This is a genomic window from Escherichia sp. WS2035 (assembly GCF_046487065.1).
Classification (GTDB): Bacteria; Pseudomonadota; Gammaproteobacteria; order Enterobacterales; family Enterobacteriaceae; genus Escherichia; species Escherichia coli.
Genome location: NZ_JBJQKD010000001.1, coordinates 609,476 through 636,199 on the forward strand (window position 1 = coordinate 609,476; position 26,724 = coordinate 636,199).

At 50.6% G+C, this 26,724-nt stretch carries 23 protein-coding genes; 12 read left to right on the forward strand and 11 right to left on the reverse strand.

What is annotated here, in order from left to right; all coding sequences use genetic code 11:
- Positions 1-109: 109 nt before the first annotated feature.
- The 3 genes from glnH to rhtA form a co-directional block, all read right to left on the reverse strand.
- Complete coding sequence (gene glnH / locus ACJHX4_RS02990) at positions 110-856, reverse strand: glutamine ABC transporter substrate-binding protein GlnH (RefSeq protein ID WP_000843866.1); 747 nt, start codon at positions 854-856, stop codon at positions 110-112.
- Positions 857-1,259: 403 nt separating this feature from the next.
- A complete protein-coding gene (gene dps / locus ACJHX4_RS02995; RefSeq protein WP_000100800.1) occupies positions 1,260-1,763 on the reverse strand; it encodes a DNA starvation/stationary phase protection protein Dps in 504 nt (167 codons plus the stop codon).
- A 299-nt stretch (positions 1,764-2,062) separates the two neighbouring features.
- Complete coding sequence (gene rhtA / locus ACJHX4_RS03000; protein WP_001295297.1) at positions 2,063-2,950, reverse strand: threonine/homoserine exporter RhtA; 888 nt, start codon at positions 2,948-2,950, stop codon at positions 2,063-2,065.
- A 234-nt stretch (positions 2,951-3,184) separates the two neighbouring features.
- Here rhtA and ACJHX4_RS03005 point away from each other — a divergent pair, with 234 nt between their 5' ends.
- Positions 3,185-3,250, forward strand: a complete 66-nt coding sequence (locus tag ACJHX4_RS03005; protein WP_120795379.1) for a protein YliM — start codon at positions 3,185-3,187, stop codon at positions 3,248-3,250.
- Between the two features lie 52 nt (positions 3,251-3,302).
- Positions 3,303-3,818: an outer membrane protein OmpX gene (gene ompX, locus ACJHX4_RS03010; protein ID WP_001295296.1), complete on the forward strand. Its 516-nt coding sequence runs from the start codon at positions 3,303-3,305 to the stop codon at positions 3,816-3,818.
- Between the two features lie 48 nt (positions 3,819-3,866).
- Here the strand turns inward: ompX and opgE are convergent, their stop codons facing one another.
- A complete protein-coding gene (opgE, locus tag ACJHX4_RS03015) occupies positions 3,867-5,450 on the reverse strand; it encodes a phosphoethanolamine transferase (RefSeq protein WP_001054655.1) in 1,584 nt (527 codons plus the stop codon).
- Between the two features lie 271 nt (positions 5,451-5,721).
- Positions 5,722-5,850, reverse strand: a complete 129-nt coding sequence (mntS, locus tag ACJHX4_RS03020) for a manganase accumulation protein MntS (RefSeq protein WP_001001761.1) — start codon at positions 5,848-5,850, stop codon at positions 5,722-5,724.
- 185 nt (positions 5,851-6,035) lie between these two features.
- Here mntS and mntR point away from each other — a divergent pair, with 185 nt between their 5' ends.
- Both mntR and ACJHX4_RS03030 read left to right on the forward strand, forming a co-directional pair.
- Entirely contained in the window at positions 6,036-6,503 is a 468-nt protein-coding gene (gene mntR, locus ACJHX4_RS03025; RefSeq protein ID WP_000091016.1) for a manganese-binding transcriptional regulator MntR, read from the forward strand.
- Positions 6,500-7,618, forward strand: a complete 1,119-nt coding sequence (locus tag ACJHX4_RS03030; RefSeq protein WP_000056426.1) for an anion transporter — start codon at positions 6,500-6,502, stop codon at positions 7,616-7,618. The genes mntR and ACJHX4_RS03030 overlap by 4 nt, the downstream gene beginning before the upstream one ends.
- Positions 7,619-7,675: 57 nt before the next feature.
- On the opposite strand, the gene ldtB is transcribed toward ACJHX4_RS03030, so the two are convergent.
- Positions 7,676-8,596 (reverse strand): L,D-transpeptidase, encoded by a 921-nt coding sequence (gene ldtB, locus ACJHX4_RS03035; RefSeq protein ID WP_001056384.1) that lies wholly within the window; start codon positions 8,594-8,596, stop codon positions 7,676-7,678.
- A 218-nt stretch (positions 8,597-8,814) separates the two neighbouring features.
- On the opposite strand from ldtB, the gene ACJHX4_RS03040 reads away from it, so the two are divergent.
- Positions 8,815-10,407, forward strand: coding sequence for an ABC-F family ATPase (locus ACJHX4_RS03040; RefSeq protein ID WP_000961458.1), 1,593 nt, complete (start codon positions 8,815-8,817; stop codon positions 10,405-10,407).
- Between the two features lie 199 nt (positions 10,408-10,606).
- On the opposite strand, the gene ybiV is transcribed toward ACJHX4_RS03040, so the two are convergent.
- The 3 genes from ybiV to ACJHX4_RS03055 form a co-directional block, all read right to left on the reverse strand.
- Entirely contained in the window at positions 10,607-11,422 is an 816-nt protein-coding gene (gene ybiV, locus ACJHX4_RS03045) for a sugar-phosphatase YbiV (RefSeq protein ID WP_000114256.1), read from the reverse strand.
- 145 nt (positions 11,423-11,567) lie between these two features.
- A complete protein-coding gene (locus ACJHX4_RS03050; RefSeq protein ID WP_000209354.1) occupies positions 11,568-14,000 on the reverse strand; it encodes a glycyl radical protein in 2,433 nt (810 codons plus the stop codon).
- 5 nt (positions 14,001-14,005) lie between these two features.
- A complete protein-coding gene (locus ACJHX4_RS03055; protein ID WP_001295894.1) occupies positions 14,006-14,905 on the reverse strand; it encodes a glycyl-radical enzyme activating protein in 900 nt (299 codons plus the stop codon).
- A 130-nt stretch (positions 14,906-15,035) separates the two neighbouring features.
- Here ACJHX4_RS03055 and fsa point away from each other — a divergent pair, with 130 nt between their 5' ends.
- The gene (fsa, locus tag ACJHX4_RS03060; protein ID WP_001295895.1) at positions 15,036-15,698 is read left to right on the forward strand and encodes a fructose-6-phosphate aldolase; all 663 of its coding nucleotides are present in this window, start codon (positions 15,036-15,038) and stop codon (positions 15,696-15,698) included.
- Positions 15,699-15,773: 75 nt separating this feature from the next.
- Here the strand turns inward: fsa and moeB are convergent, their stop codons facing one another.
- Together moeB and moeA are read right to left on the reverse strand one after the other, a co-directional pair.
- Positions 15,774-16,523, reverse strand: coding sequence for a molybdopterin-synthase adenylyltransferase MoeB (gene moeB / locus ACJHX4_RS03065; protein WP_000829255.1), 750 nt, complete (start codon positions 16,521-16,523; stop codon positions 15,774-15,776).
- Positions 16,523-17,758: a molybdopterin molybdotransferase MoeA gene (gene moeA, locus ACJHX4_RS03070; protein ID WP_000397350.1), complete on the reverse strand. Its 1,236-nt coding sequence runs from the start codon at positions 17,756-17,758 to the stop codon at positions 16,523-16,525. The genes moeB and moeA overlap by 1 nt, the downstream gene beginning before the upstream one ends.
- A gap of 203 nt (positions 17,759-17,961) precedes the next feature.
- Here moeA and iaaA point away from each other — a divergent pair, with 203 nt between their 5' ends.
- The 6 genes from iaaA to ACJHX4_RS03100 all read left to right on the forward strand — a co-directional run bounded on the left by iaaA (position 17,962) and on the right by ACJHX4_RS03100 (position 26,720).
- Positions 17,962-18,927, forward strand: a complete 966-nt coding sequence (gene iaaA / locus ACJHX4_RS03075) for a beta-aspartyl-peptidase (protein WP_000513797.1) — start codon at positions 17,962-17,964, stop codon at positions 18,925-18,927.
- A complete protein-coding gene (gsiA, locus tag ACJHX4_RS03080; protein ID WP_001295896.1) occupies positions 18,914-20,785 on the forward strand; it encodes a glutathione ABC transporter ATP-binding protein GsiA in 1,872 nt (623 codons plus the stop codon). Before iaaA ends, gsiA begins: the two co-directional genes overlap by 14 nt.
- 19 nt (positions 20,786-20,804) lie before the next feature.
- The gene (gsiB, locus tag ACJHX4_RS03085; RefSeq protein WP_000090180.1) at positions 20,805-22,343 is read left to right on the forward strand and encodes a glutathione ABC transporter substrate-binding protein GsiB; all 1,539 of its coding nucleotides are present in this window, start codon (positions 20,805-20,807) and stop codon (positions 22,341-22,343) included.
- Between the two features lie 17 nt (positions 22,344-22,360).
- Positions 22,361-23,281, forward strand: coding sequence for a glutathione ABC transporter permease GsiC (gsiC, locus tag ACJHX4_RS03090; protein ID WP_000936031.1), 921 nt, complete (start codon positions 22,361-22,363; stop codon positions 23,279-23,281).
- Between the two features lie 2 nt (positions 23,282-23,283).
- Positions 23,284-24,195 (forward strand): glutathione ABC transporter permease GsiD, encoded by a 912-nt coding sequence (gene gsiD, locus ACJHX4_RS03095; protein WP_001236044.1) that lies wholly within the window; start codon positions 23,284-23,286, stop codon positions 24,193-24,195.
- Positions 24,196-24,371: 176 nt separating this feature from the next.
- Positions 24,372-26,720 (forward strand): EAL domain-containing protein, encoded by a 2,349-nt coding sequence (locus ACJHX4_RS03100; protein ID WP_410239904.1) that lies wholly within the window; start codon positions 24,372-24,374, stop codon positions 26,718-26,720.
- Positions 26,721-26,724: the final 4 nt, after the last annotated feature.

Below are 26,724 nucleotides of genomic sequence, written 5' to 3' on the forward strand. Positions count from 1 at the left end.
ATCAAATTCAGGGTAATTAATGGCCCCGGAGCGGGTTTGCGCCCTTCACCCTAATCCTCTCCCCGGCGGGGAGAGGGAACTGCCAGTGCGCTTTACAGGCGCAGCGTTATTATTTCGGTTCAGTACCGAACCATTTTTTGTAGATTTCGTTGTAAGTTCCGTTCTCGCGCAGGGTTTTCAACGCGCCGTTGACTTTGTCACGCAGCTCGTCGCTACCTTTCGGGAACGCAATACCGTATTGCTGTGCTTCCAGAGAGTCACCTACCGCTTTGAACTGACCGTTACCGGCGGTTTTGATGAAGTACAGAATGTTTGGCGTATCGTGCAGAACGGCGTCTGCGCGGTTGGTGCCCAGTTCCATATAGGCGTTATCGATGTTCGGGAACTGACGCAGATCTTTAGTTTTGATGTTTGCTTTCGCGTAATCAACGGAGCCAGTGCCGCTCTTCACAGCAACCACTTTCCCGTCGAGATCTTTCACGCTTTTCACATCGTTATTGTTAGCTTTCACCATCACTAACAGGCCGCTTTTGTAGTAGCCGTCAGAGAAATCGATCGCTTTTTTACGCTCGTCGGTGATGGTAATGCCCGCCAGCGCCAGATCGACGTTTTTGGTTTGCAGTGCCGGAATGATCCCACTGAAATCCATCGGCTTCAGTTCGTAATCCAGCTTCAGTTCTTTAGCGATGGCAGCCCACAGATCAACGTCAAAGCCCACGTATTTATCGCCCTGTTTAAATTCAAACGGAACGAAGGCGGTATCCGTCGCGACAACTAATTTTTTATCCGCGGCATGAGAAGAAACCGCAAAAGCCAGGGTCAGTGCAGCCAGTGAAACTTTTAATACAGACTTCATAGCATTTCCTTTTTTCTATCCACGGGACGATCCCCTGCGTGACATTCACATATATGAAAAAATCGTGCCAGTTTTGCAACTCATTGATTTTTCGAGATGCGGCAAAAACGTGATGCACGATTTATAGGGCAATACCCTGAAGATGCACCATTCTGGGGCACCAAACTGGTGCGCTAAAATTGTGCACTCAACACAGTGATTATTTAGCGTAAAACCTGATGAAAAAACAATCTTTATGTAACGATTGTGTGATGATGTGGATACAAAAAATTTACTTAACCAGCTGGGGATAGCAGATGGATGCACTAAATAAGTGCGTTGAGGCGGGCTACAAAACAAAACGGCCTCCTGTCAGGAAGCCGCTTTTATCGTGTACTAAAGTTCTGCACCATCAGCGATGGATTTATTCGATGTTAGACTCGATAAACCACAGGAATTTATCCAGGTCGCGAGACGCGGCGGTCAGGATATCTGCGGTGTCGTCATCTTTCGCTTCGCCAATCGCTTTGCGTACGTCATTAGCGACGATTGCGTAACGGTCAGCCAGCTCTTTCAGGTGATCCTGAACGTTGTGGATGTCCAGCGGGTAACTTTTCAGCGGAGTTTTGCTGTTGATAACTTGAGTGGTCCCCAGAGCTACACCGCCCAGCTGCACTGCACGTTCTGCCATGGTATCCAGATGATCGATCAGTGCAGTGCGGAAGCCATCCAGCATTTCATGTACGGCAATGAAGTTAGCGCCGCGCATGTTCCAGTGCGCTTGTTTGGTAATCAAAGAAAGATCAATAAACTGGATAACCTGGCGATTCAGCAACTCTACTGTTGCTTTTTTCTCGCTGTCAGAGACATCGTTGCGGGTATAAAGCAGATTGGTCGCTTTTGATTTAACTAATTTAGCGGTACTCATAATTTCATATCCTCTTGATGTTATGTCCCAGTAATTAACGAGACTAAGTATAGCACCAGCTATGTGTTCCGCTATTCTGGCTGTTCCTATCACACTAATAGTGGTAACAAGCGTGAAAAACAAAAACAATAAAAAAATCAATGAGTTAGATATATTAATAAGAACAATTCTTATTTATTTGCTCGCCAGGAATTTTCGGAATAAATATGCTTTTGCATAATTCGATATATAAAGACGGTGTAGAGGAAAAGTAGCGAGAAAATCTGCATGGTTATGCATAACCATGCAGAAATGTAAATTTAATTTATGTCTAATTCTTTTATTTTGCTCTCTTTGCGTACTGTCAGCGTAGAACCCATTGAAGCGGCGATGATAGCGCCGAGCGCCAGCAGCTGTATGGGGGTCAGTGTTTCTCCGAGGAAAATCATCCCGGAAACGGCAGCCAGAGCCGGTTCCATGCTCATTAGCGTACCAAATGTGCGTGTTGGCAAACGGGTGAGGGCAATCATTTCCAGCGAATAAGGCAGAGCGGTCGAGAGAATAGCGACAGCCAGCCCCAATGGAATAACCGACCAGTGCCAGAGTGCTTCACCAGCCTGAAGCGCTCCAATTGGGACGAAAATTAACGCTGCAATCAACGAACCAATTGCCACCGTCGCAGGGCCATGTTCCGCTCCTGCGCGTTGCCCACTTAAAATGTAAATAGCCCAACAAGCCCCGGCCCCCAGTGCCAGCGCACAGCCGGTTAAATCGACATGGGAAACGTCTTGCCCCAGCGGTAGCAGGAACCACAGACCAAGAACCGCCAGCACAACCCAGACGAAATCTACCGGGCGACGAGAAGAGAACAGTGCCACCGCCAGTGGTCCGGTGAACTCCAGCGCCACCGCAATACCCAGCGGTACCGTCTGAATAGAAAGATAAAAAAGATAATTCATTCCACCCAGCGAAACGCCGTAAAACAACAGCGGTAATCGTTGCTCTTTGGCAAAGCGCAGTCGCCATGGCTTAAAGAACGCGATGAGGATCAGCGTGCCTAATGCCAGACGCAGCGCAGTGACACCCGGTGCGCCCACCAGAGGAAAAAGTGACTTAGCTAACGAGGCTCCACCCTGAATAGACGCCATGGCAACGAGCAATATGACTATTGGTAACCAGACCGGCATTTTACGTAATGAACCAGGCATCCTTTCTCCCACAAATATCTAAACCTAAGTAAAGCGTGGAGTGTACTGGATATACCCAATGCTGGTTGAGCATTTGTTGAAAAAATTTTCCCCCGTTTTGACTAAAATGCGCCAGGATTGATGGAATCATTAGTCTGGTGATTAGGAATAATCTGGATGAATGACAGGGAAAATATGCGTAATACTTACGCAGTTCTCTGAAAAAGTGATTTAAATTTAGATGGATAGCGGTGTATGGAAACGTTCTGTTACATGAAATGGCCCGTTAGACATCATAAATCGCGAAGAGTTTCCCATTAATTTTTGATATATTTAAAACTTAGGACTTATTTGAATCACATTTGAGGTGGTTATGAAAAAAATTGCATGTCTTTCAGCACTGGCCGCAGTTCTGGCTTTCACCGCAGGTACTTCCGTAGCTGCGACTTCTACTGTAACTGGCGGTTACGCACAGAGCGACGCTCAGGGCCAAATGAACAAAATGGGCGGTTTCAACCTGAAATACCGCTATGAAGAAGACAACAGCCCGCTGGGTGTGATCGGTTCTTTCACTTACACCGAGAAAAGCCGTACTGCAAGCTCTGGTGACTACAACAAAAACCAGTACTACGGCATCACTGCTGGTCCGGCTTACCGCATTAACGACTGGGCAAGCATCTACGGTGTAGTGGGTGTGGGTTATGGTAAATTCCAGACCACTGAATACCCGACCTACAAACACGACACCAGCGACTACGGTTTCTCCTACGGTGCTGGTCTGCAGTTCAACCCGATGGAAAACGTTGCTCTGGACTTCTCTTACGAGCAGAGCCGTATTCGTAGCGTTGACGTAGGCACCTGGATTGCCGGTGTTGGTTACCGCTTCTAATCACTTCGGTGATATAAAAATCCGCCTCTCGGGGCGGATTTTTTTGTTTTAAGGTTTCGGGTCGAAAATATCGGTTCCGAGATGGTTGTAATCCACCTTCTGTAACTGGAAGTTGGTGATGTATATCGGCCCGGCTTTCTTTTCAGATATAAACGGGTATTTGATATTTATTTCCTTCGCTTTAATTCCCGTCCACTGCGAGAAAAAGCCTAAGAAGTCATTGGCCGAGCGGCGGGCTTTAATCACCCGATGCGCTTTATCGTCGCTGGAAATGACCATAAAAGGCACCTGGAAATTTTGCTGATACTTATCATCATGAGCAAGGTATTGCACGTCTTTGCCGCGCTCTTTAAAGGCCAGACCGTGGTCAGAAAAGTAAACCAGCGAGAAGCTGCTGCCGCTGTTGCGTAACTGATCGTACAGCTTGCGCAGTAAATCGTCTGTTTGCGTCATGGTATAGAGATAGCACGACGTTTCTTTCGATTGCACAAAGGTTTCGTATTTTCCTTGTGTCCGGTCGCAGGCCTGCGGATGCGAGCCCATCAGATGTAGAACAATCAGCTGCGGTTGCGAGTGCTCTTGCGCCAGCACTTGAGCGGTCATATCCAGTAACGCTTCGTCTTTCGTGTTTTTATCTGCTTCAAAATTACCTTCTTTCAGGAAGTACACTTCATCTGCTCGTTTGGCGATGCTGGCGATGGCGGTATCGTATTCGCCGATTTGACCCTGGTTGGAAAACCACCAGGTCTGGAAGCCCGCGCGATTTGCCAGGGTGACAAAGTTATCCTGAAACTGTGGTTTGCCATCGACAACGCGATTGAGCGTTAAGCCAAGCGATTTCTGCGTGGAGCCACTGGCGGCAATGTAGTCAGCAAATATCAAACCGTTAACGCTGCTGGCAAACGGGGTATTGTCCCAGTGACCGCCAAAGGCACCGAGGGCATCGCGACGCGCGCTTTCTCCGATCACCACCACATAGGTCTGATACTTCGGCTTAACGGCAGTGACCGTCCAGGTATCTTTCATTCCGGAAAGTTTTGCCATCCGTTCTTGCTCTTCAATCACCTCGTTATTATTGACGATGACATCCTTAGCAAAACGAAATACCGGATAGCCAGTATCTTTCAGTTTAAATACGCCGCCCCAGGCCAGGTTTTGCACGGGAGCAACAAAAAATGTCGCCACACTGAATACCAGGCACAGGCTGTCGAAGGTATTCCAGCGCGCTTTTTCACTCTCTTTTTTTCGCCTGATTGCTATTACGCCGAGCGCAAAAATAAATATGCCGACCAGGTAGCTGTACCACGGAAAAATCGTCAGGATTTCGGTCGACTCTTCCATATTGGTGGAGTGCAATGCCAGCAATGTATTGAAGTTAGGCGCGCCGTAGGCCTGAGCAAAAGGGAAATAACAAGCCGCCACCAGCGAACTGATACCGACCAGAACTTTTTGTACGCGAGGCAATGTTCGCCATAGCAAAAGCAAAATAGCCGTAAACGCAGCGGTGTAGAGCAAACTGAAGGGGTAACCTAAGCCGAGGTTAATTAATAGCGACTGTAAAAAGTAGAACGCAGTCCACGGGCTAAATACCCGGCTACGGGTAACAAGCGATTCTTTGAGGGTTAAATTCATATGCCACTATCGTAACAAACGCCATGTGCTTACCCTGGCGTCAAGGGTCAATACCTGCAAGAGTGCGTGAAGAGGGGAAAGGGGTCCGCATCCGCGAGCCGCAATATACGCAGGGCTGCAAGAAGATAGAGCGAGCTGCTGTTCAGGTCAACTACCGACGAACAAATCTTTTGCGAAGGGGATTGCAAATCCGACAAAAAGTGGGGTTTTTCAGACCAAAACGCGTTGTGCCTGCATAAAAGCAGGAGTGAAGCGGCGTACCGCGACGCCGCTATTTATCGGAAGGTTTATCCTGCTGCGGTTTGTTGTTGACCATATCGCACAACATAGAGAGCAGCATTAACCGTACTTTAAAGGGAGAATGACTAAACACGCGCATACACCTCTTGAACTCATTCATAAGACCTCCTGACTTGCTAATCCCATCGATCCTTGAGGGATGATTGCATTACATACAGATATAGCACAGGCTATATTATATAGCTATTGCTAAAACGTTAATTTTTTGTACCTTCGCAACTCTGGTTTACAATGTGCGCACGAAATGAGAACGCTATGTATGCGTCACCATAATGAGGAAGCATAATGAGTCGTCGCGCAGGTACGCCAACAGCAAAAAAAGTGACGCAGTTAGTGAACGTGGAAGAGCACGTTGAAGGGTTCCGCCAGGTCAGAGAGGCGCATCGGCGCGAGCTTATTGATGATTATGTTGAGCTGATTTCTGACTTGATCAGGGAAGTGGGGGAAGCTCGTCAGGTAGACATGGCTGCTCGTCTGGGGGTTTCGCAACCGACGGTGGCTAAAATGCTTAAGCGACTGGCAACCATGGGGCTGATTGAAATGATCCCCTGGCGTGGCGTGTTTTTAACGGCAGAAGGAGAGAAGCTGGCGCAGGAAAGCCGCGAGCGACATCAGATAGTCGAAAATTTCTTGTTGGTGTTGGGCGTCAGTCCGGAAATCGCCCGTCGCGACGCGGAAGGTATGGAGCACCATGTTAGTGAAGAGACGCTGGATGCCTTTCGTTTGTTTACCCAGAAACACGGTGCCAAATGAGCCTGCCTTTTTTACGCACGCTGCAAGGCGATCGTTTTTTTCAGTTATTAATTCTTGTTGGCATCGGATTAAGTTTTTTCGTTCCCTTTGCACCGAAATCCTGGCCTGCTGCTATCGACTGGCACACCATCATCACCTTAAGCGGCCTGATGCTGCTGACTAAAGGTGTCGAGTTAAGCGGTTATTTTGATGTGCTGGGGCGCAAAATGGTGCGCCGTTTTGCTACGGAGCGTCGGCTGGCGATGTTTATGGTACTGGCGGCGGCGCTGCTTTCTACCTTTCTGACCAACGATGTCGCGCTGTTTATAGTTGTTCCGCTGACTATCACGCTAAAAAGACTGTGTGAGATCCCGGTTAATCGGCTGATTATTTTTGAGGCGCTGGCAGTCAATGCTGGTTCGCTACTGACGCCAATTGGCAACCCACAAAATATTCTTATCTGGGGACGTTCTGGTCTTTCGTTTGCCGGATTTATTGCCCAAATGGCACCGCTGGCTGGCGCAATGATGCTGACACTCCTGCTGTTGTGCTGGTGTTGTTTCCCTGGAAAGGCGCTGCAGTACCATACAGGAGGGCAAACGCCGGAGTGGAAACCGCGGCTGGTGTGGAGTTGTCTGGGGCTGTATATCGTCTTTCTGACGGCGCTGGAGTTAAAACAAGAGCTGTGGGGACTGGTGATTGTGGCGGCGGGCTTTGCGCTGCTGGCGCGTCGCGTGGTGCTCAGTGTGGACTGGACGCTGCTGCTGGTGTTTATGGCGATGTTTATCGACGTCCATTTACTAACCCAACTGCCAGTTTTGCAGGGGGTGTTAAGTAACGTGAGTCATTTATCCGAACCCGGATTATGGCTAACGGCGATCGGTTTATCGCAGGTGATCAGTAACGTGCCGAGTACCATTTTGCTGCTCAATTATGTGCCACCGTCTTTATTACTGGCATGGGCGGTAAACGTAGGTGGCTTTGGTTTATTACCCGGATCGCTGGCAAATTTGATTGCGTTACGGATGGCGAACGATCGCCGTATCTGGTGGCGTTTTCATCTTTATTCGATACCGATGCTGTTGTGGGCGGCGCTGGTGGGATATGTTTTGTTGGTTATGATCCCGGCGGGATAAGGTCTGTCAAATTAAAAAGGCGGATTATGAGTCCGCCTTTGCTTTACGTTTTGAAGATTAATTCAGACGAACCGGCATCCCGGAACGATTTTTGATCGCTTCATCCAGAACAACCTGGTCAACATCTGGCTGACCGGTCACTGTCTGCACGCTCTTCGTCAGGGTAATTGGCACAATTTCCTGACCTTCAAACTGGGCTTCGGTGGTAGACAGCGGGTTATGGACTTCAATATAACGGCTGCCGTCTGGCTCGGTGGTCGCTTTTACCGGCTCATCAATAAACTGTACGCGGGTACCGACCGGTACTTTCTCGAACAGGAATTTGATGTCTTCGTTACGCAGACGCACACAACCATGACTTACACGCAGGCCGATACCGAAGTTGGCGTTGGTGCCATGGATAGCGTACAGGCGACCGATGTAGAGTGCATACAGCCCCATCGGGTTATCCGGACCAGCCGGAACGACCGCCGGAAGCGGTTCGCCCGCAGCGCGGTACTCTGCGTGCATTTTAGCGGTCGGCGTCCAGGTCGGGCCTGCTTTTTTACGCTCAACTTTGGTGGTCCAGTTGATAGGCGTGTCTTTGCCTAACTGACCAATGCCGATCGGCAGCACGATAACGGTGTTGGTCCCTTTCGGATAGTAATACAGACGCATCTCTGCACTGTTAATGACGATGCCTTCATGAACGGTATCCGGCAGGATCAGCTGCTGCGGAATGTTCAGTACAGTACCGCCTTTCGGCAGGAAGGTATCCACACCCGGGTTCGCTTCCATCATATTGGAAAGTCCCATCTGGTACTCGGCGGCAAAATACTCCAGCGGCTGAGTGTTACCTTCAGGAATGGTGATCACCTGATTCTGACCAACCAGGCGACTCCCGTCGGTTGGCAGAGGATAAGTTACCGCAGAGGCGGTACTGCAAAAGCCGACAACAGCGAAGGCCGCTGCGAATAATGTTTTCAATTTCATATTCATGTTAAGCGAGATTTTGTGCCTGGCAGGCCATTGGGTTGAGAATATTAGAGTACTGGAAGCGCATTATAAGTTCATTCCAGCTCACAGTGAAATCAGATGTGTACGAAATCACATTTTTTGCCTTTGGCTTGAGTGTAGACCTTAAGCGAGGAGCAGGATCTTCTTTCAGACTTATGGCATAATGCGCGGTTTGTCATATCTCTTTTCAGGATACGCCTGTGTTAGTTTCCAGTAACGTCACCATGCAGTTCGGCAGTAAGCCGTTGTTTGAAAACATTTCCGTCAAATTCGGCGGCGGCAACCGTTACGGCCTGATTGGCGCGAACGGTAGTGGTAAATCCACCTTTATGAAGATCCTCGGCGGCGACTTAGAGCCGACGTTGGGTAACGTTTCCCTCGATCCCAACGAACGCATTGGTAAGCTGCGTCAGGATCAGTTTGCCTTTGAAGAGTTCACTGTGCTGGATACGGTGATCATGGGGCATAAAGAGTTGTGGGAAGTGAAGCAGGAGCGTGACCGCATCTATGCTTTGCCGGAAATGAGTGAAGAAGACGGCTATAAAGTGGCCGATCTGGAAGTGAAATACGGCGAAATGGACGGTTACTCTGCGGAAGCTCGCGCTGGTGAACTGTTGCTTGGCGTGGGAATTCCAGTGGAACAGCACTACGGCCCGATGAGTGAAGTTGCTCCTGGCTGGAAGCTGCGTGTGCTGCTGGCTCAGGCGCTGTTTGCTGATCCCGACATTCTCCTGCTCGACGAACCGACCAACAACCTCGATATCGACACCATTCGCTGGCTGGAACAGGTGCTGAACGAGCGTGACAGCACCATGATCATCATCTCGCACGACCGTCACTTCCTTAACATGGTTTGTACCCACATGGCGGATCTGGATTACGGCGAGCTGCGCGTTTATCCGGGCAACTACGATGAGTACATGACGGCGGCGACTCAGGCGCGTGAACGTCTGCTGGCTGATAACGCGAAGAAGAAAGCGCAGATTGCTGAGTTGCAATCTTTCGTTAGCCGCTTTAGCGCCAACGCCTCGAAATCTCGCCAGGCAACTTCGCGCGCGCGCCAGATTGATAAAATCAAACTGGAAGAGGTGAAAGCTTCCAGCCGTCAGAACCCGTTCATCCGTTTTGAACAGGATAAGAAACTGTTCCGTAACGCGCTAGAAGTGGAAGGTCTGACTAAAGGGTTTGATAACGGTCCACTGTTTAAAAATCTCAACCTGCTGCTGGAAGTGGGTGAAAAACTGGCGGTACTGGGTACCAACGGCGTCGGTAAATCAACGCTGCTGAAAACGCTGGTGGGCGATCTGCAACCGGACAGCGGCACCGTAAAATGGTCTGAAAACGCGCGCATTGGTTACTACGCTCAGGACCACGAATATGAGTTTGAAAATGATCTGACCGTGTTCGAATGGATGAGTCAGTGGAAGCAGGAAGGCGATGACGAGCAGGCGGTGCGCAGTATTCTCGGTCGTTTGCTGTTCAGCCAGGACGACATCAAAAAGCCAGCTAAAGTGCTTTCCGGTGGGGAAAAAGGGCGGATGCTGTTTGGTAAGTTAATGATGCAGAAGCCGAACATTCTGATCATGGACGAACCGACCAACCACCTGGATATGGAATCCATTGAGTCGCTGAACATGGCGCTGGAACTGTATCAGGGCACGCTGATCTTTGTTTCTCACGACCGTGAGTTTGTAAGCTCCCTGGCGACCCGTATTCTGGAAATCACCCCGGAACGCGTGATCGACTTTAGCGGTAATTACGAAGATTACCTGCGTAGTAAAGGGATCGAGTAAGTTATTATCAGTAGCCCTGATATGGTCAGGGCTACTGAAACTGATGACAAACGCAAGATTGCCTGGTGCGCTACGCTTATCAGGCCTGGTAGTGTATCGCAATATATTGAATTTTCATGATTTTGTATGCCAAATAAGGCGGTCACGCCGTATCCGGTATAATGACATGCACTTTCTCAATAAACTGAATTGGTGATAATCAAAGATTAAACGGCGGTTTATTTTCCAGCACCGCCTGAATCACATTCAGCGCGCCTTCATGATTATTATCATCGGTAGCGTAACGGGCGATTTGTTTAATGTTTTCCGCAGCATTGCTCATCGCAAAGGAATAACGCGCCATTTTCAGCATCTCCGCATCGTTACCGCTGTCGCCAATCGCTACCACATTTTGCGGTGACAGATCCCAGCGTTTCAGTAACCGCGAAATACCGTTTGCTTTATGTAGACCGGGAATAATCAAGTCGATAAAGCCAAAACCACTGGTGACGGGTTTCATAATGCCATCCAGCGTTATGTGCAGTTTGTCGATCACTAACGGGATTTGTTCATCCGGCAGGTTGAGCGAAAACTTGAACAGTACGTCGTCAATCTCCTGATAATCTTTTACAGGTTTCAGGCGATGGTAGTGTTTTGCCATCAGTGCGACGAATGCTTCGGGGGCATTTTCGCTGACATATGCACTTTGCAGACCGCAGGCGACAAAATTGAGTTGCTTATCTTTTAGCAACTCGCCAATAACAATCCGCGATTCATGTCGGGTCAGTTCGCCGTGGAACAACTGCTTGCCATGTTCGTAAACCAGTGCGCCGTTTTCCGCGACAAAAGAGATCTCATCCTTTAGCTCAGGAAAGAACGAAATAAGCTGGTAATACTGATTACCGCTGGCGACAACGAACTCAATGCCGCGCTTTTTCAGTTCCTGATATTGCGCCATAAAACGTGGTTGGTTGTACGTTTTGGCGTCGTTAAGAAAAGTACCGTCCATGTCTGTGACGATAACTTTTACGCTCATAGGTGTGCTCCTGGCTCGAAAATGAAACCGTAACAGTGTAATAACAATGTGACGCAGAGCACAAATTATATTTCGAATGAAAGCGAGGCTGAAATTGATGATGTGAATGATTTAGCCCGGCGACGCCGCCGCCGGGCTGAGAAGATTACAGCATATGTTCAGTACGGGCGATGATATCGTCCTGAGCGTCTGGAGAGAGCGCGGTGAAGAAGGCGGAATAGCCCGCGACGCGCACTACCAGATCGCGATACTGATCCGGATGTTTTTTCGCCTCCAGCAGCGTCTCGCGGGAAACGATGTTGTACTGAATATGCCAGCCTTTATGCACTTCAAAGAAGGTGCGCAGCAGGATCATCAGTTTCTGCTTGTCAGATTCGTTCTCCAGCGTTGCTGGATTCAGTTTCTGGTTGAGCAGCACGCCGCCGAGAATCGCGGCCGTAGGCAGTTTACCTACTGAGCCAATGACCGCCGTTGGGCCGAGATGGTCAGTACCGGAGGCCGGACTAGCGCCTTCTGCCAGCGGGGTATGCGCTTTACGCCCGTCCGGTGTTGCCATAGTCTGCGCGCCAAAGGGTACGTTAGCGGAGATAGACGACGTACCCGCGTAATAGTTGCCGCCAACCGGACCACGACCGTAGCGTGGGTTATGGTACTGTTTTAGTTCGTCGATATAGGTCTGATAAGCGCGAGCCAGCAGCGTATCGACAGTATCATCGTCGTTGCCGTACTTAGGCGCACCGTTAATCAGCCGCTGACGCAGCTGCTCGTGAGTCAGACCGTCGAAGTCATCCGCCAGTGCGGCAGCCAGCTGTTGCTGACCAATCGCGCCCTGTTCAAATACCAGTTTCTTCACTGCCGCCAGGCTGTTGCCGAGGTTAGCAATGCCGACCTGCAGGCCAGAAACCCAGTCATATTTCGCGCCGCCTTGCTTAATACTTTTCGCTCGCTCAATACAGTCATCGACCAGCGCCGAGCAGAGAATATCGTGTACGTTCTCTTCCAGCATGGTGTCGACGACATATTCGATTTCGATTGATTTACGCGTGTAGTAACGGATTTGCGTATCCCATGCGTCCATTACTTCATCGAAGTTGTTGAAGTTACCCGCTGACAACGCTTTTTCTTGCGGCAGGAACACTTTGCCGCTGGTGGCATCACGACCGCCTTCCAGCGCCGCCAGCATCACGCGGGCGAAGTTGATAAAGCTCATGCCGGTACAGCGATAGCCCCATTTGCCACCGACGGCGGTTTCGATACAACCAATTGCTGCGTAGTCGTAAGCGTCCTGCGGTTCAATACCGAGTTTAATAAATTCCGGGATGACGATTTCGTCGTTGTTGAACGCCGGCATCCCGAAGCCGCAGCGGATCACCTGAACACAGGCGTCGAGGAAATCGTTACTCATACCCGCATGGTAACGCACGCTGAGGTTAGGCTGAGTCGAACGCAGGCGACCGCAAGATTCGAGGATCGCATAAGAGAGTGGATTTACCGCGTCCATCGGTTGACCATCAACCAGATTTTGCCCGCCAATGGTGACGTTCTGATACAGCGGACTTCCCGCAGAGGCTTTTGAGTGTGAGCCGGAGCGGATTTTGTTCACTTCCAGCAATTTCAACCAGCAGCTATGCAGCATCTCGATGGCGTGTTCGCGATCCAGTGTCTGGTTCAGTTCAACGTCACGGCGATAGTATGGATAGAGATACTGGTCCATACGACCAAACGATACCGAGTGACCGTTAGATTCAATCTGCAAAATCAACTGGATGAAGTAACACAGTTGCAGCGCCTGCCAGAAAGTCTGCGGCGGCTGGTGGGCGATAAGATCGCAGTTTTCTGCTATCGTCAGCAGTTCATCGCGACGGCTTTCGCGGGTTTCGGTCGCGGCCATTTCACGCGCCAGGGCAGCGAAACGTTCAATGTGTTCACTGACTGCCACCAGCACGATATCAATCGCTTTCAGGAATTGCTCGCCGTGCAGATCTTCCAGAACCGTCAGATTGATGCGCGAGCGACGTTCCGCCACTTTCTCACGCAGACCATCAAGACCTTTTTCCAGCAGTAGCGGGAAATTGACCGCCAGGTGCGCATCGCCGGAGGTCATATTGCCCTCCGCTTTAATGATGCCGGTCGCCAGCAGACCTTTTTGCTCATCGGTAAACATGCCGTAGCAGCGATCCTGTACGGTCTGACCGCGCCACCACGGGCACACTTCATGCAGAACGCGTTTGTTCTCTTCACTCACCGCAAAACCAGCACCGGGACGATCTGCCAGATCATCAATCTCTTTTTCGATCCAGGAGACGGTATATTCCGGGAAGATCGGCGCGGCGCGAACTTCGCTTGCCTGGTTGCCAATGATCAATTCATCATGTTTGATCCAGATGGTGCGATTCGCCAGGTGATGCGCCAGTGCCAGCGCGCGACGTACCGGGATCGGCTTATCGAGATGTTGTTGATACATCTCGGTATAGTGCTGCGCGCGCTCGGTACAGACCGGCGGTTTCACAATATGCACCAGCGCATTTTTGTGCGCTTTAATGCGATCGCTGAGCGTGTCCAGTTTCAGTGTGGTCATGGTTGTTATCCTCGTAAGGTCGCGGTTAACCCTTTCTGGCAGGCATACTGCTGGGCAAAGTCGAGCAGTTCTGGCGCATCAAGCGGTTTTTCCGGGGCGTCATAGGGCAGATTAAGTAAGTGATATTTGTTGATGCCCAGCGTGTGGTAGGGCAGGAAATGAATTTCGCTAACGTGCAGCTCGTCGGCGGCAAAATCGGTAATGGCTTTCACAGAGGTTTCGTCGGCATTAAAGCCCTGAATCAGTGGCACGCGGATAATGATTTTTTTGCCCGCTGCGGCGAGTTTTTTCAGATTATCCAGCACCCTGGCGGCGTTACCGTCGGTCCACTGTTTAAACGGCGCGTCGGCAACGTGTTTTAAATCGGCAAGAAACAGATCAATATAGGACAGAGAAGGGGCGATATATTTCCACGGCACATGCAGACAGGTTTCTACCGCAGTATGAATACCGGCTTCGTGGCTGGCTTGCAGTAGCGCTGTCGCCATTTCCGGCTGCATAAAGGGTTCTCCGCCAGAAAGTGTTAAGCCGCCGCCGCTGCGATCGTAAAACGGTTTATCGCGCAAAACGGTTGCCATGATCTCCTCAACGCTTTTCACTTCACCACACACGGTTAACGCCTGTGTCGGGCAGCAGTCGGTTAGCGCCGTAAAATGCTCCGGGGTTAACTTTTCCCGATGAATAAGCAAACCATTCAACGCGCGCTCAATCACTTCCGGTGCGGTCTTAGCGCACAGCTCACAGCCTTCCAGACAGAGTCGTGGGTCATACAGCAGATCCTGCGTGCGGGCGCGGCTTTCCGGGTTCTGACACCAGCGGCAGCCCAGCGAACAGCCTTTAAGAAATACGACCGTGCGGATACCGGGGCCATCATGGGTCGAGTAGCGTTGAATATTGAAAATCATAGTTGCCTCTCTGTTTCGTTCAAACATTAAAATACTTTCGAATGAAAGTTGGATTGATGTGCGTCAACTGTTCAGAGAGTTTTCCCGTGATAGTCTACATTCAGACAAAAAGTACATTTTGAGGATGGTTATGGAACTGTATCTGGATACTTCAGACGTTGTTGCGGTGAAGGCGCTGTCACGTATTTTTCCGCTGGCGGGTGTAACCACTAACCCAAGCATTATCGCAGTGGGTAAAAAACCGCTGGAGGTTGTGCTTCCGCAACTTCACGAGGCGATGGGCGGTCAGGGGCGTCTGTTTGCCCAGGTAATGGCTACCACTGCTGAAGGGATGGTGAATGACGCACGTAAATTGCGTTCTATTATTGCGGATATCGTGGTGAAAGTTCCGGTGACCGCAGAGGGGCTGGCAGCTATTAAGATGTTAAAAGCGGAAGGGATTCCGACGCTGGGAACCGCGGTATATGGCGCAGCACAAGGGCTACTGTCGGCGCTGGCAGGTGCGGAATATGTTGCGCCTTACGTTAATCGTATTGATGCTCAGGGCGGTAGCGGTATTCAGACTGTGACCGACTTACACCAGTTATTGAAAATGCATGCGCCGCAGGCGAAAGTGTTAGCCGCGAGTTTCAAAACCCCGCGTCAGGCGCTGGACTGCTTACTGGCAGGGTGTGAATCAATTACTCTGCCACTGGATGTGGCACAACAGATGATTAGCTATCCGGCGGTTGATGCCGCTGTGGCGAAGTTTGAGCAGGACTGGCAGGGAGCGTTTGGCAGAACGTCGATTTAACCGGACGTTCTGCATCCTCATAAATTGCTGATGACGTGGCGGAGTGCCGCGTCTTATCTGGCCTGGAGGTGGCAGTTACTGCCCGCACACCTCACACCCCGGATTGCGCATCAGTTTCATTTCGCGAAACTGACAGGTCATCGCATCGTACATCACGATTTTCCCGCTGGCTGGTTTGCCATAACCTGCCAGCAGTTTGATCGCTTCCATTGCCTGCAACGAACCAATTACGCCGATTAACGGTGCCATCACGCCTGCTTCTACGCAGGTTAACGCGTTCTCGCCAAACAAACGGCTAAGGCAGCGATAGCACGGTTCGCCGTCCTGATAAGTGAAGACCGTGATTTGCCCTTCCATACGAATTGCCGCGCCGGAAACCAGCGGCACCTTCGCGGCAAAACAGCCTGCGTTCAGTTGATTACGTACTGCAACGTTATCCGTACAGTCGAGCACCAGATCGTGTTTTGCAATCATCGCAGCAAGTTCAGCGTCATCAAGCAGCGCATTGACTGGCGTAATCGCGATATGTGGGTTGATCCGCGTCAGGGCGTCACGGGCGGATTCCACCTTTGGTTGCCCGACCGTGGCATCACTGTGCAGCGTCTGGCGTTGCAGATTGGAGAGCGAAACCGTGTCGAAGTCGAGCAGCGTCAGGTTGCCGACACCGGCGCTTGCCAGATACTGCGAAGCTGCGCAGCCGAGTCCACCAAGGCCGACGACCAGCACGCGAGAATCTTTCAATGCTTCCTGACCGTCAAAATCAAAACCGCGCAGAATGATTTGCCGGTTGTAGCGCAGCATCTCCTGATCGCTGAGTTCCGCCATTACAGGCCTCCGAACAACGCGTTAAACGGTTCTACTTCCACCCATTCGCCCACTTCCACATTGCCGCGATCGCGTTCCAGCACGATAAAGCAGTTGCCGAGGCTAAAGGAGCTAAATATATGTGAACCCTGATGTCCGGTGGTCGTCACTTCCAGTTCGCCATCGGCGTTGCGTTGCAGCACGCCGCGCTGGAAATCAAGGCGTCCTGGCGATTTCTTCAGAGGCGATGCCGTGCGTACACGCTGGCGCGCGGGCAGGCCGCTGGCGGTATTGCCGCTTAGTTTTGCCAGCAAAGGCTGTACCAGTTGATAGAAGGTCAGCGTCGCTGAAACCGGGTTGCCCGGCAGGCCGCAGAACCAACTATTAGAAAGTTTACCGAACGCGAACGGTTTACCCGGTTTAATCGCCAGTTTCCAGAAGGCGATCTCCCCCAGCTCTTCAAGAATCGTTTTGGTGTAATCCGCTTCACCCACTGAAACACCGCCGGAACTGATCACCACATCCGCCTGGCTGTCGGCTTCAATAAATGCGGCGCGCAGGGCATGGGGATCGTCGCGGATAATCCCTAAGTTGATTACCTCGCATCCCAACTGTTCTAACATCAGGTGTACGGCGAGACGGTTGGTATCGTAGATTTGGCCGTCGCCCAGCGGCTGACCGGGCAACTGGAGTTCATCACCGGTAGAAAAAAGCGCTACACGCACTTTACGAATCACCGGAACTTCGGCAATCCCTAGCGAAGCAATCACTGGCAGTTCAGCGGTAGTCAGGCGAGTCCCCGCCGGGAAAACAACCGCACCTGCAGAGATATCTTCACCGCGACGGCGAATATTTTGCCCGCTACGCGCTTCAGCAGTAAAACGCACGCCATTGTCCGTTTGTTCAGTCTGCTCCTGCATCACCACCGCTTCGCAGCCTTCCGGCACCGGCGCACCGGTCATAATACGAATGCAGGTACCCGCAGGCCATTCACCATGGTACGGCTGACCGGCAAAGGATTTACCAGCAACGGGCAGCGGTTGCCCGGAGGCAATATCGGCTAAACGCACCGCGTAGCCGTCCATAGCGGAGTTATCAAACCCCGGGACATCCAGTGGCGAAACGACATCGCTCGCCAGAATACGGCCAAAACACTGAACCAGTGGCAGCGTTTCCTGGGCGGTCAGTGGGGTAACGCGAGAAAGCATCTCATTAAGCGCGGTGTCGAGCGACATCAATCCGGTGGTAAATTCCATGAAAACACTCCTGCGGAGGCAAAATCGAATTTGCCTATTATGTCAGAAAAACGCCACAGACTGTATGCCACCTCGGGCGTAGCGCTGGCTCCTGCCTTTACATGCCATATCCATCTTTCTATATTCAAAAATTGAATGAGTCATTCATAAAAATTCTGATATTTATAGCAAAAGTGGCGAGCCACTCTTAATGGACGAATACTATGGGCAAAGCAGTCATTGCAATTCATGGTGGCGCAGGTGCAATTAGCCGCGCGCAGATGAGTCTGCAACAGGAATTACGCTACATCGAGGCGTTGTCTGCCATTGTTGAAACCGGGCAGAAAATGCTGGTAGCGGGCGAAAGTGCGCTGGATGTGGTGACGGAAGCGGTGCGTCTGCTGGAAGAGTGTCCACTGTTTAACGCCGGAATTGGCGCTGTCTTTACGCGTGATGAAACCCATGAACTGGACGCCTGTCTGATGGATGGTAACACCCTGAAAGCCGGTGCGGTGGCGGGCGTTAGTCATCTGCGTAATCCGGTTCTTGCCGCCCGGCTGGTGATGGAGCAAAGCCCGCATGTGATGATGATTGGCGAAGGGGCAGAAAATTTTGCGTTTGCTCATGGCATGGAGCGCGTCTCGCCGGAGATTTTCTCCACACCTTTGCGTTATGAACAACTAATGGCAGCGCGCGAGGAAGGGGCAACAGTCCTCGACCATAGCGGTGCGCCACTGGATGAAAAACAGAAAATGGGCACCGTAGGGGCCGTGGCGTTGGATTTAGACGGCAATCTGGCGGCAGCCACGTCCACGGGCGGAATGACCAATAAATTACCCGGACGAGTTGGCGATAGTCCCTTAGTGGGGGCCGGATGCTATGCCAATAACGCCAGTGTGGCGGTTTCCTGTACCGGTACGGGCGAAGTCTTCATCCGCGCGCTGGCGGCATATGATATCGCCGCGTTAATGGATTACGGCGGATTAAGTCTCGCGGAAGCCTGCGAGCGGGTAGTAATGGAAAAACTCCCTGCGCTTGGCGGTAGCGGTGGCTTAATCGCTATCGACCATGAAGGGAATGTCGCGCTACCGTTTAACACCGAAGGAATGTATCGCGCCTGGGGCTACGCAGGCGATACGCCAACCACCGGTATCTACCGTGAAAAAGGGGACACCGTTGCCACACAGTGATGAACTTGATGCCGGTGATGTGCTGGCGGTTGAAAATCTGAATATTGCCTTTATGCAGGAGCAGCAGAAAATAGCTGCGGTCCGCAATCTCTCTTTTAGCCTGCAACGTGGTGAGACGCTGGCAATTGTTGGCGAATCCGGCTCCGGTAAGTCAGTGACTGCGCTGGCATTGATGCGCCTGTTGGAACAGGCGGGCGGTTTAGTGCAGTGCGATAAAATGCTGTTGCAGCGGCGCAGTCGCGAAGTAATTGAACTTAGCGAGCAGAGCGCTGCACAAATGCGCCATGTGCGCGGTGCGGATATGGCGATGATATTTCAGGAGCCGATGACATCGCTGAACCCGGTATTTACTGTGGGTGAACAGATTGCTGAATCTATTCGTCTGCATCAGAACGCCAGTCGTGAAGAAGCGATGGTCGAGGCGAAGCGGATGCTGGATCAGGTACGCATTCCGGAGGCACAAACCATTCTTTCACGTTATCCGCATCAACTCTCTGGCGGGATGCGCCAGCGAGTGATGATTGCGATGGCGCTGTCATGCCGCCCGGCGGTGCTGATTGCCGATGAGCCAACCACCGCGCTGGATGTCACTATTCAGGCGCAGATCCTGCAATTAATCAAAGTATTGCAAAAAGAGATGTCGATGGGCGTTATCTTTATCACTCACGATATGGGTGTGGTGGCAGAGATTGCCGATCGGGTACTGGTGATGTATCAGGGCGAGGCGGTGGAAACGGGTAGCGTCGAACAGATTTTTCATGCACCGCAACATCCTTATACCCGTGCGCTGTTAGCTGCTGTTCCGCAACTTGGTGCGATGAAAGGGTTAGATTATCCCCGACGTTTCCCATTGATATCGCTTGAACATCCAGCGAAACAGGAGTCATCCATCGAGCAGAAAACGGTGGTGGATGGCGAACCTGTTTTACGGGTGCGTAATCTGGTCACCCGTTTCCCTTTGCGCAGCGGTTTGTTGAATCGCGTAACGCGGGAAGTGCATGCCGTTGAGAAAGTCAGTTTTGATCTCTGGCCTGGCGAAACGCTATCGCTGGTGGGCGAGTCTGGCAGCGGTAAATCCACTACCGGGCGGGCGTTGTTGCGCCTGGTCGAATCGCAGGGCGGCGAAATTATCTTTAACGGTCAGCGAATCGATACCTTGTCACCCGGTAAACTTCAGGCATTGCGCCGCGATATTCAGTTTATTTTTCAGGACCCTTACGCTTCGCTGGACCCACGTCAGACTATCGGTGATTCGATTCTCGAACCGCTGCGCGTACACGGTTTATTGCCAGGTAAAGAAGCGGCTGCACGCGTTGCGTGGTTGCTGGAGCGCGTGGGCCTGTTACCGGAACATGCCTGGCGTTACCCACATGAGTTTTCCGGCGGTCAGCGCCAGCGCATCTGCATTGCTCGCGCGTTGGCATTGAATCCAAAAGTGATCATTGCCGACGAAGCCGTCTCGGCGCTGGATGTTTCTATTCGCGGGCAGATTATCAACTTGTTGCTCGATCTCCAGCGTGATTTCGGCATTGCGTATCTGTTTATCTCCCACGATATGGCCGTGGTTGAGCGGATTAGTCATCGTGTGGCGGTGATGTATCTCGGGCAAATTGTTGAAATTGGTCCACGGCGCGCGGTCTTTGAAAATCCGCAGCATCCTTATACGCGTAAATTACTGGCGGCAGTTCCGGTCGCTGAACCGTCCCGACAACGACCGCAGCGTGTACTGCTGTCGGACGATCTTCCCAGCAATATTCATCTGCGTGGCGAAGAGGTTGCAGCCGTCTCGTTGCAATGCGTCGGGCCGGGGCATTACGTCGCACAACCACAATCAGAATACGCATTCATGCGTAGATAACATTCAGGCGGAGAATAAAATGGCAAGAGCTGTACACCGTAGTGGGTTAGTGGCGCTGGGCATTGCGACAGCGTTGATGGCATCTTGTGCATTCGCTGCCAAAGAGGTGGTGGTGGCGGTGGGATCGAACTTCACCACGCTCGATCCGTATGACGCAAATGACACGTTATCTCAGGCCGTAGCGAAATCGTTTTACCAGGGGCTGTTCGGTCTGGATAAAGAGATGAAACTGAAAAACGTGCTGGCGGAGAGTTACACCGTTTCCGATGACGGCCTTACTTACACCGTGAAATTGCGGGAAGGCATTAAATTCCAGGATGGCACCGATTTCAACGCAGCGGCGGTGAAAGCGAATCTGGACCGGGCCAGCGATCCGGCGAATCATCTTAAACGCTATAACCTGTATAAGAATATCGCCAAAACGGAAGCGATCGATCCGACAACGGTAAAGATTACCCTCAAACAGCCATTCTCAGCGTTTATTAATATTCTTGCCCATCCGGCGACCGCGATGATATCACCGGCAGCGCTGGAAAAATATGGCAAGGAGATTGGTTTTCATCCGGTGGGAACCGGGCCGTATGAACTGGATACCTGGAATCAGACCGATTTTGTGAAGGTGAAAAAATTCGCGGGTTACTGGCAGCCAGGATTGCCCAAACTGGACAGCATAACCTGGCGTCCGGTGGCGGATAACAACACCCGCGCGGCAATGCTGCAAACCGGTGAAGCGCAGTTTGCTTTCCCCATTCCCTACGAGCAGGCCGCACTGCTGGAGAAAAACAAAAATATCGAGTTGATGGCCAGTCCGTCAATTATGCAGCGTTATATCAGTATGAACGTGACGCAAAAGCCGTTCGATAACCCGAAGGTCCGTGAGGCGCTGAATTACGCCATTAACCGCCCGGCGCTGGTGAAAGTGGCCTTCGCGGGCTATGCAACGCCAGCTACTGGTGTGGTACCGCCGAGTATCGCCTACGCGCAAAGTTATAAACCGTGGCCTTACGATCCAGTGAAAGCGCGCGAATTACTGAAAGAGGCGGGATATCCCAACGGTTTCAGTACCACGCTGTGGTCGTCACATAACCACAGCACCGCGCAGAAAGTGCTGCAATTTACCCAGCAGCAGTTAGCGCAGGTTGGGATTAAAGCCCAGGTGACTGCGATGGATGCCGGACAGCGGGCGGCAGAAGTTGAAGGTAAAGGGCAAAAAGAGAGCGGCGTGCGGATGTTCTACACTGGCTGGTCGGCTTCAACCGGCGAAGCCGACTGGGCTCTATCGCCGCTGTTTGCCTCGCAGAACTGGCCACCAACGCTGTTTAATACCGCGTTTTACAGCAATAAACAGGTGGATGACTTCCTGGCTCAGGCACTGAAAACTAATGATCCGGCGGAAAAGACCCGCTTGTATAAGGCGGCGCAGGATATCATCTGGCAAGAGTCGCCGTGGATCCCGCTGGTGGTAGAAAAACTGGTGTCGGCACACAGTAAAAACCTGACCGGTTTTTGGATCATGCCAGACACCGGCTTCAGCTTTGAAGACGCGGATTTGCAATAAGCAACGCAGGGAGTGGAATGCTTAATTACGTTATCAAACGCTTACTGGGGTTGATTCCGACGCTGTTTATCGTCTCGGTGCTGGTGTTTTTATTTGTCCATATGCTGCCCGGCGATCCGGCGCGATTGATTGCCGGGCCCGAAGCTGATGCGCAGGTTATAGAACTGGTGCGTCAGCAGTTGGGGTTGGATCAGCCGCTGTATCACCAGTTCTGGCACTATATCAGCAATGCTGTGCAGGGGGATTTTGGCCTGTCGATGGTGTCGCGTCGTCCGGTTGCCGATGAGATTGCCAGCCGCTTTATGCCAACGCTCTGGCTGACCATAACCAGTATGGTCTGGGCGGTGATATTTGGTATGGCGGCGGGAATTATCGCCGCCGTCTGGCGTAACCGTTGGCCGGATCGATTGAGTATGACCATTGCGGTGTCGGGGATCTCGTTTCCGGCATTTGCTCTGGGGATACTTTTAATTCAGGTATTCTCCGTTGAACTGGGCTGGCTGCCTACCGTGGGAGCAGACAGTTGGCAGCACTACATTTTACCCTCCCTGACGCTCGGCGCGGCAGTGGCCGCCGTGATGGCGCGCTTTACCCGCGCGTCGTTTGTCGACGTTTTAAGCGAAGATTATATGCGTACCGCGAGGGCGAAAGGGGTGAGCGAAACCTGGGTTGTCCTCAAACACGGGCTACGCAACGCGATGATCCCGGTAGTGACCATGATGGGCTTACAGTTTGGCTTCTTGCTCGGTGGTTCCATCGTGGTGGAGAAAGTTTTCAACTGGCCCGGACTTGGACGCTTACTCGTTGACTCCGTAGAAATGCGCGATTACCCAGTGATTCAGGCGGAAATTCTGCTTTTCTCGCTGGAATTTATTCTTATCAACTTAGTGGTGGATGTGCTTTACGCCGCCATTAACCCGGCTATCAGGTACAAGTAAGGATGCGACTATTTAACTGGCGACGTCAGGCGGTGTTAAACGCCATGCCACTGGTCAAACCTGACCAGGTACGTACACCGTGGCATGAATTCTGGCGACGATTTCGCCGTCAGCATATGGCGATGACCGCCGCATTGTTCGTTATTTTATTGATTGTGGTGGCCATTTTTGCACGCTGGATCGCTCCCTATGACGCCGAAAATTATTTTGATTATGACAATCTGAATAACGGACCTTCTTTGCAGCACTGGTTTGGTGTCGATTCACTGGGGCGCGACATTTTCAGCCGTGTCCTGGTTGGTGCGCAAATCTCGCTGGCGGCGGGCGTGTTTGCCGTGTTTATCGGTGCGGCGATCGGGACGTTGCTGGGCTTGCTGGCTGGATATTATGAAGGCTGGTGGGATCGGCTGATCATGCGCATTTGCGATGTGCTGTTTGCCTTCCCGGGTATTTTACTGGCGATCGCTGTTGTTGCGGTGTTGGGAAGCGGCATTGCTAACGTGATTATCGCAGTCGCCATTTTTTCCATCCCCGCGTTTGCCCGGCTGGTGCGCGGCAACACGCTGGTGTTGAAACAGCAAACCTTTATCGAGTCAGCACGCAGTATTGGTGCCAGCGATATGACCATTTTGTTGCGTCATATCTTGCCTGGGACCGTCTCTTCTATCGTGGTGTTTTTCACCATGCGCATTGGCACCTCGATTATCTCTGCCGCCAGCCTGTCATTTCTCGGCCTCGGTGCGCAGCCGCCGACACCAGAGTGGGGTGCAATGCTCAATGAGGCACGAGCGGATATGGTTATCGCGCCGCATGTCGCTGTATTTCCGGCCCTGGCTATTTTTCTGACCGTACTGGCGTTCAATTTGTTGGGCGATGGTTTACGCGATGCGCTGGATCCGAAAATTAAAGGATAGTTACGTTTGAATATTGCTTGAAAGGGTAATCACCTCACAGGAAATTATTGCCCTAAGCAAGTGTTGTAACTTTCTGCTGATTTTGTAGAATCGGGTAATTTGGTTAAAAAGCCGCAGCAAGGGACTATTTTGCAGCGGCACAGCGTTCAGACAGTTATTTTTTTAAATGTATTAACATGCTGAGTTTATACGAAAAGATAAAGATAAGGCTGATAATTTTATTTTTATTGGCAGCATTGTCATTTATTGGTCTTTTTTTCATCATTAACTATCAACTGGTATCGGAACGCGCGGTAAAACGTGCCGATAGCCGCTTTGAACTTATTCAGAAAAACGTTGGCTATTTCTTTAAAGATATTGAACGTTCGGCCCTGACATTAAAGGACTCACTGTATTTATTAAAAAATACAGAGGAGATTCAACGTGCCGTGATTCTGAAAATGGAAATGATGCCATTTTTAGACTCGGTGGGACTGGTACTTGATGATAATAAATATTATCTCTTTTCGCGGAGGGCGAATGATAAAATCGTTGTTTATCATCAGGAACAAGTAAATGGACCGCTTGTCGACGAGTCAGGGCGGGTTATTTTTGCCGATTTTAACCCATCGAAACGACCGTGGTCGATGGCTTCAGATGACTCTAACAACAGCTGGAGCCCGGCATACAATTGCTTTGATCGTCCGGGTAAAAAATGTATCTCTTTTACGCTACACATCAACGGCAAAGATCATGATTTGTTAGCGGTAGATAAAATTCATGTCGATTTAAACTGGCGATATCTGAACGAGTATCTTGATCACATCAGCGCTAATGATGAAGTTCTATTTTTAAAGCAAGGTCATGAGATCATTGCTAAGAATCAACTCGCTCGTGAAAAATTGATTATTTATAATAGCGAAGGTAATTATAATATTATTGATTCTGTCGATACGGAATATATTGAAAAAACATCAGCGGTGCCAAACAACGCATTATTCGAAATCTATTTTTATTATCCTGGTGGTAATTTATTGAACGCATCAGATAAACTTTTTTATCTGCCGTTTGCTTTCATTATTATCGTATTGCTGGTGGTTTATTTAATGACCACTCGAGTTTTCCGTCGTCAATTTTCTGAAATGACAGATTTGGTCAATACGCTGGCGTTTTTGCCTGACTCTACGGATCAAATCGAGGCCCTGAAGATTCGTGAAGGCGATGCGAAAGAGATTATCAGCATCAAAAATTCGATCGCGGAAATGAAAGATGCTGAAATTGAACGGGCAAATAAATTGCTCTCGCTGATCTCTTACGATCAGGAAAGCGGTTTTATTAAAAATATGGCGATTATTGAGTCCAACAATAATCAGTATCTGGCTGTGGGGATCATCAAACTGTGTGGTCTGGAAGCTGTGGAAGCGGTGTTTGGTGTTGATGAACGCAATAAAATCGTCAGGAAATTGTGTCAGCGAATTGCCGAGAAATATGCGCAATGCTGCGATATCGTGACATTTAATGCCGATCTCTATTTACTCCTGTGCCGGGAAAATGTACAGACGTTTACCCGTAAGATAGCGACGGTAAACGATTTTGACAGCAGTTTTGGCTACCGCAATCTGCGCATCCATAAGTCTGCTATTTGTGAACCTTTGCAGGGGGAAAACGCCTGGAGTTACGCAGAAAAGCTGAAACTGGCGATTTCCAGTATCCGCAACCATATGTTCTCAGAGTTTATTTTCTGTGATGATGCGAAACTCAACGAAATAGAAGAGAATATCTGGATTGCGCGTAATATTCGCCATGCAATGGAAATTGGCGAACTATTCCTGGTCTATCAACCGATTGTTGATATTAACACCCGCACCATTTTGGGCGCGGAGGCGTTGTGCCGTTGGGTGTCTGCGGAGCGGGGGATTATTTCACCGCTGAAGTTCATTACCATTGCTGAAGATATCGGGTTTATCAATGAGCTGGGCTATCAAATTATTAAAACCGCGATGGGTGAATTCAGACATTTTAGTCAGCGTGCGTCGCTGAAGGATGATTTCTTACTGCATATTAATGTTTCGCCCTGGCAGTTAAACGAACCACACTTTCATGAGCGTTTTACTACCATCATGAAAGAAAATGGCCTGAAGGCGAACAGCCTTTGTGTTGAGATCACCGAAACCGTGATCGAGCGAATTAATGAACATTTCTATCTCAATATTGAACAACTGCGTAAACAAGGGGTACGGGTATCGATTGATGACTTTGGCACCGGTTTGTCAAACCTGAAACGTTTTTATGAAATTAATCCAGACAGTATAAAGGTGGATTCGCAATTTACCGGCGATATTTTCGGTACTGCGGGAAAAATTGTGCGCATTATTTTCGATCTGGCACGCTATAACCGGATCCCGGTGATTGCGGAAGGCGTAGAGAGCGAAGACGTTGCGCGTGAATTAATCAAATTAGGATGTGTTCAGGCTCAGGGGTATCTGTACCAGAAACCCATGCCATTCTCCGCCTGGGATAAAAGTGGAAAATTAGTAAAAGAGTAGTTTA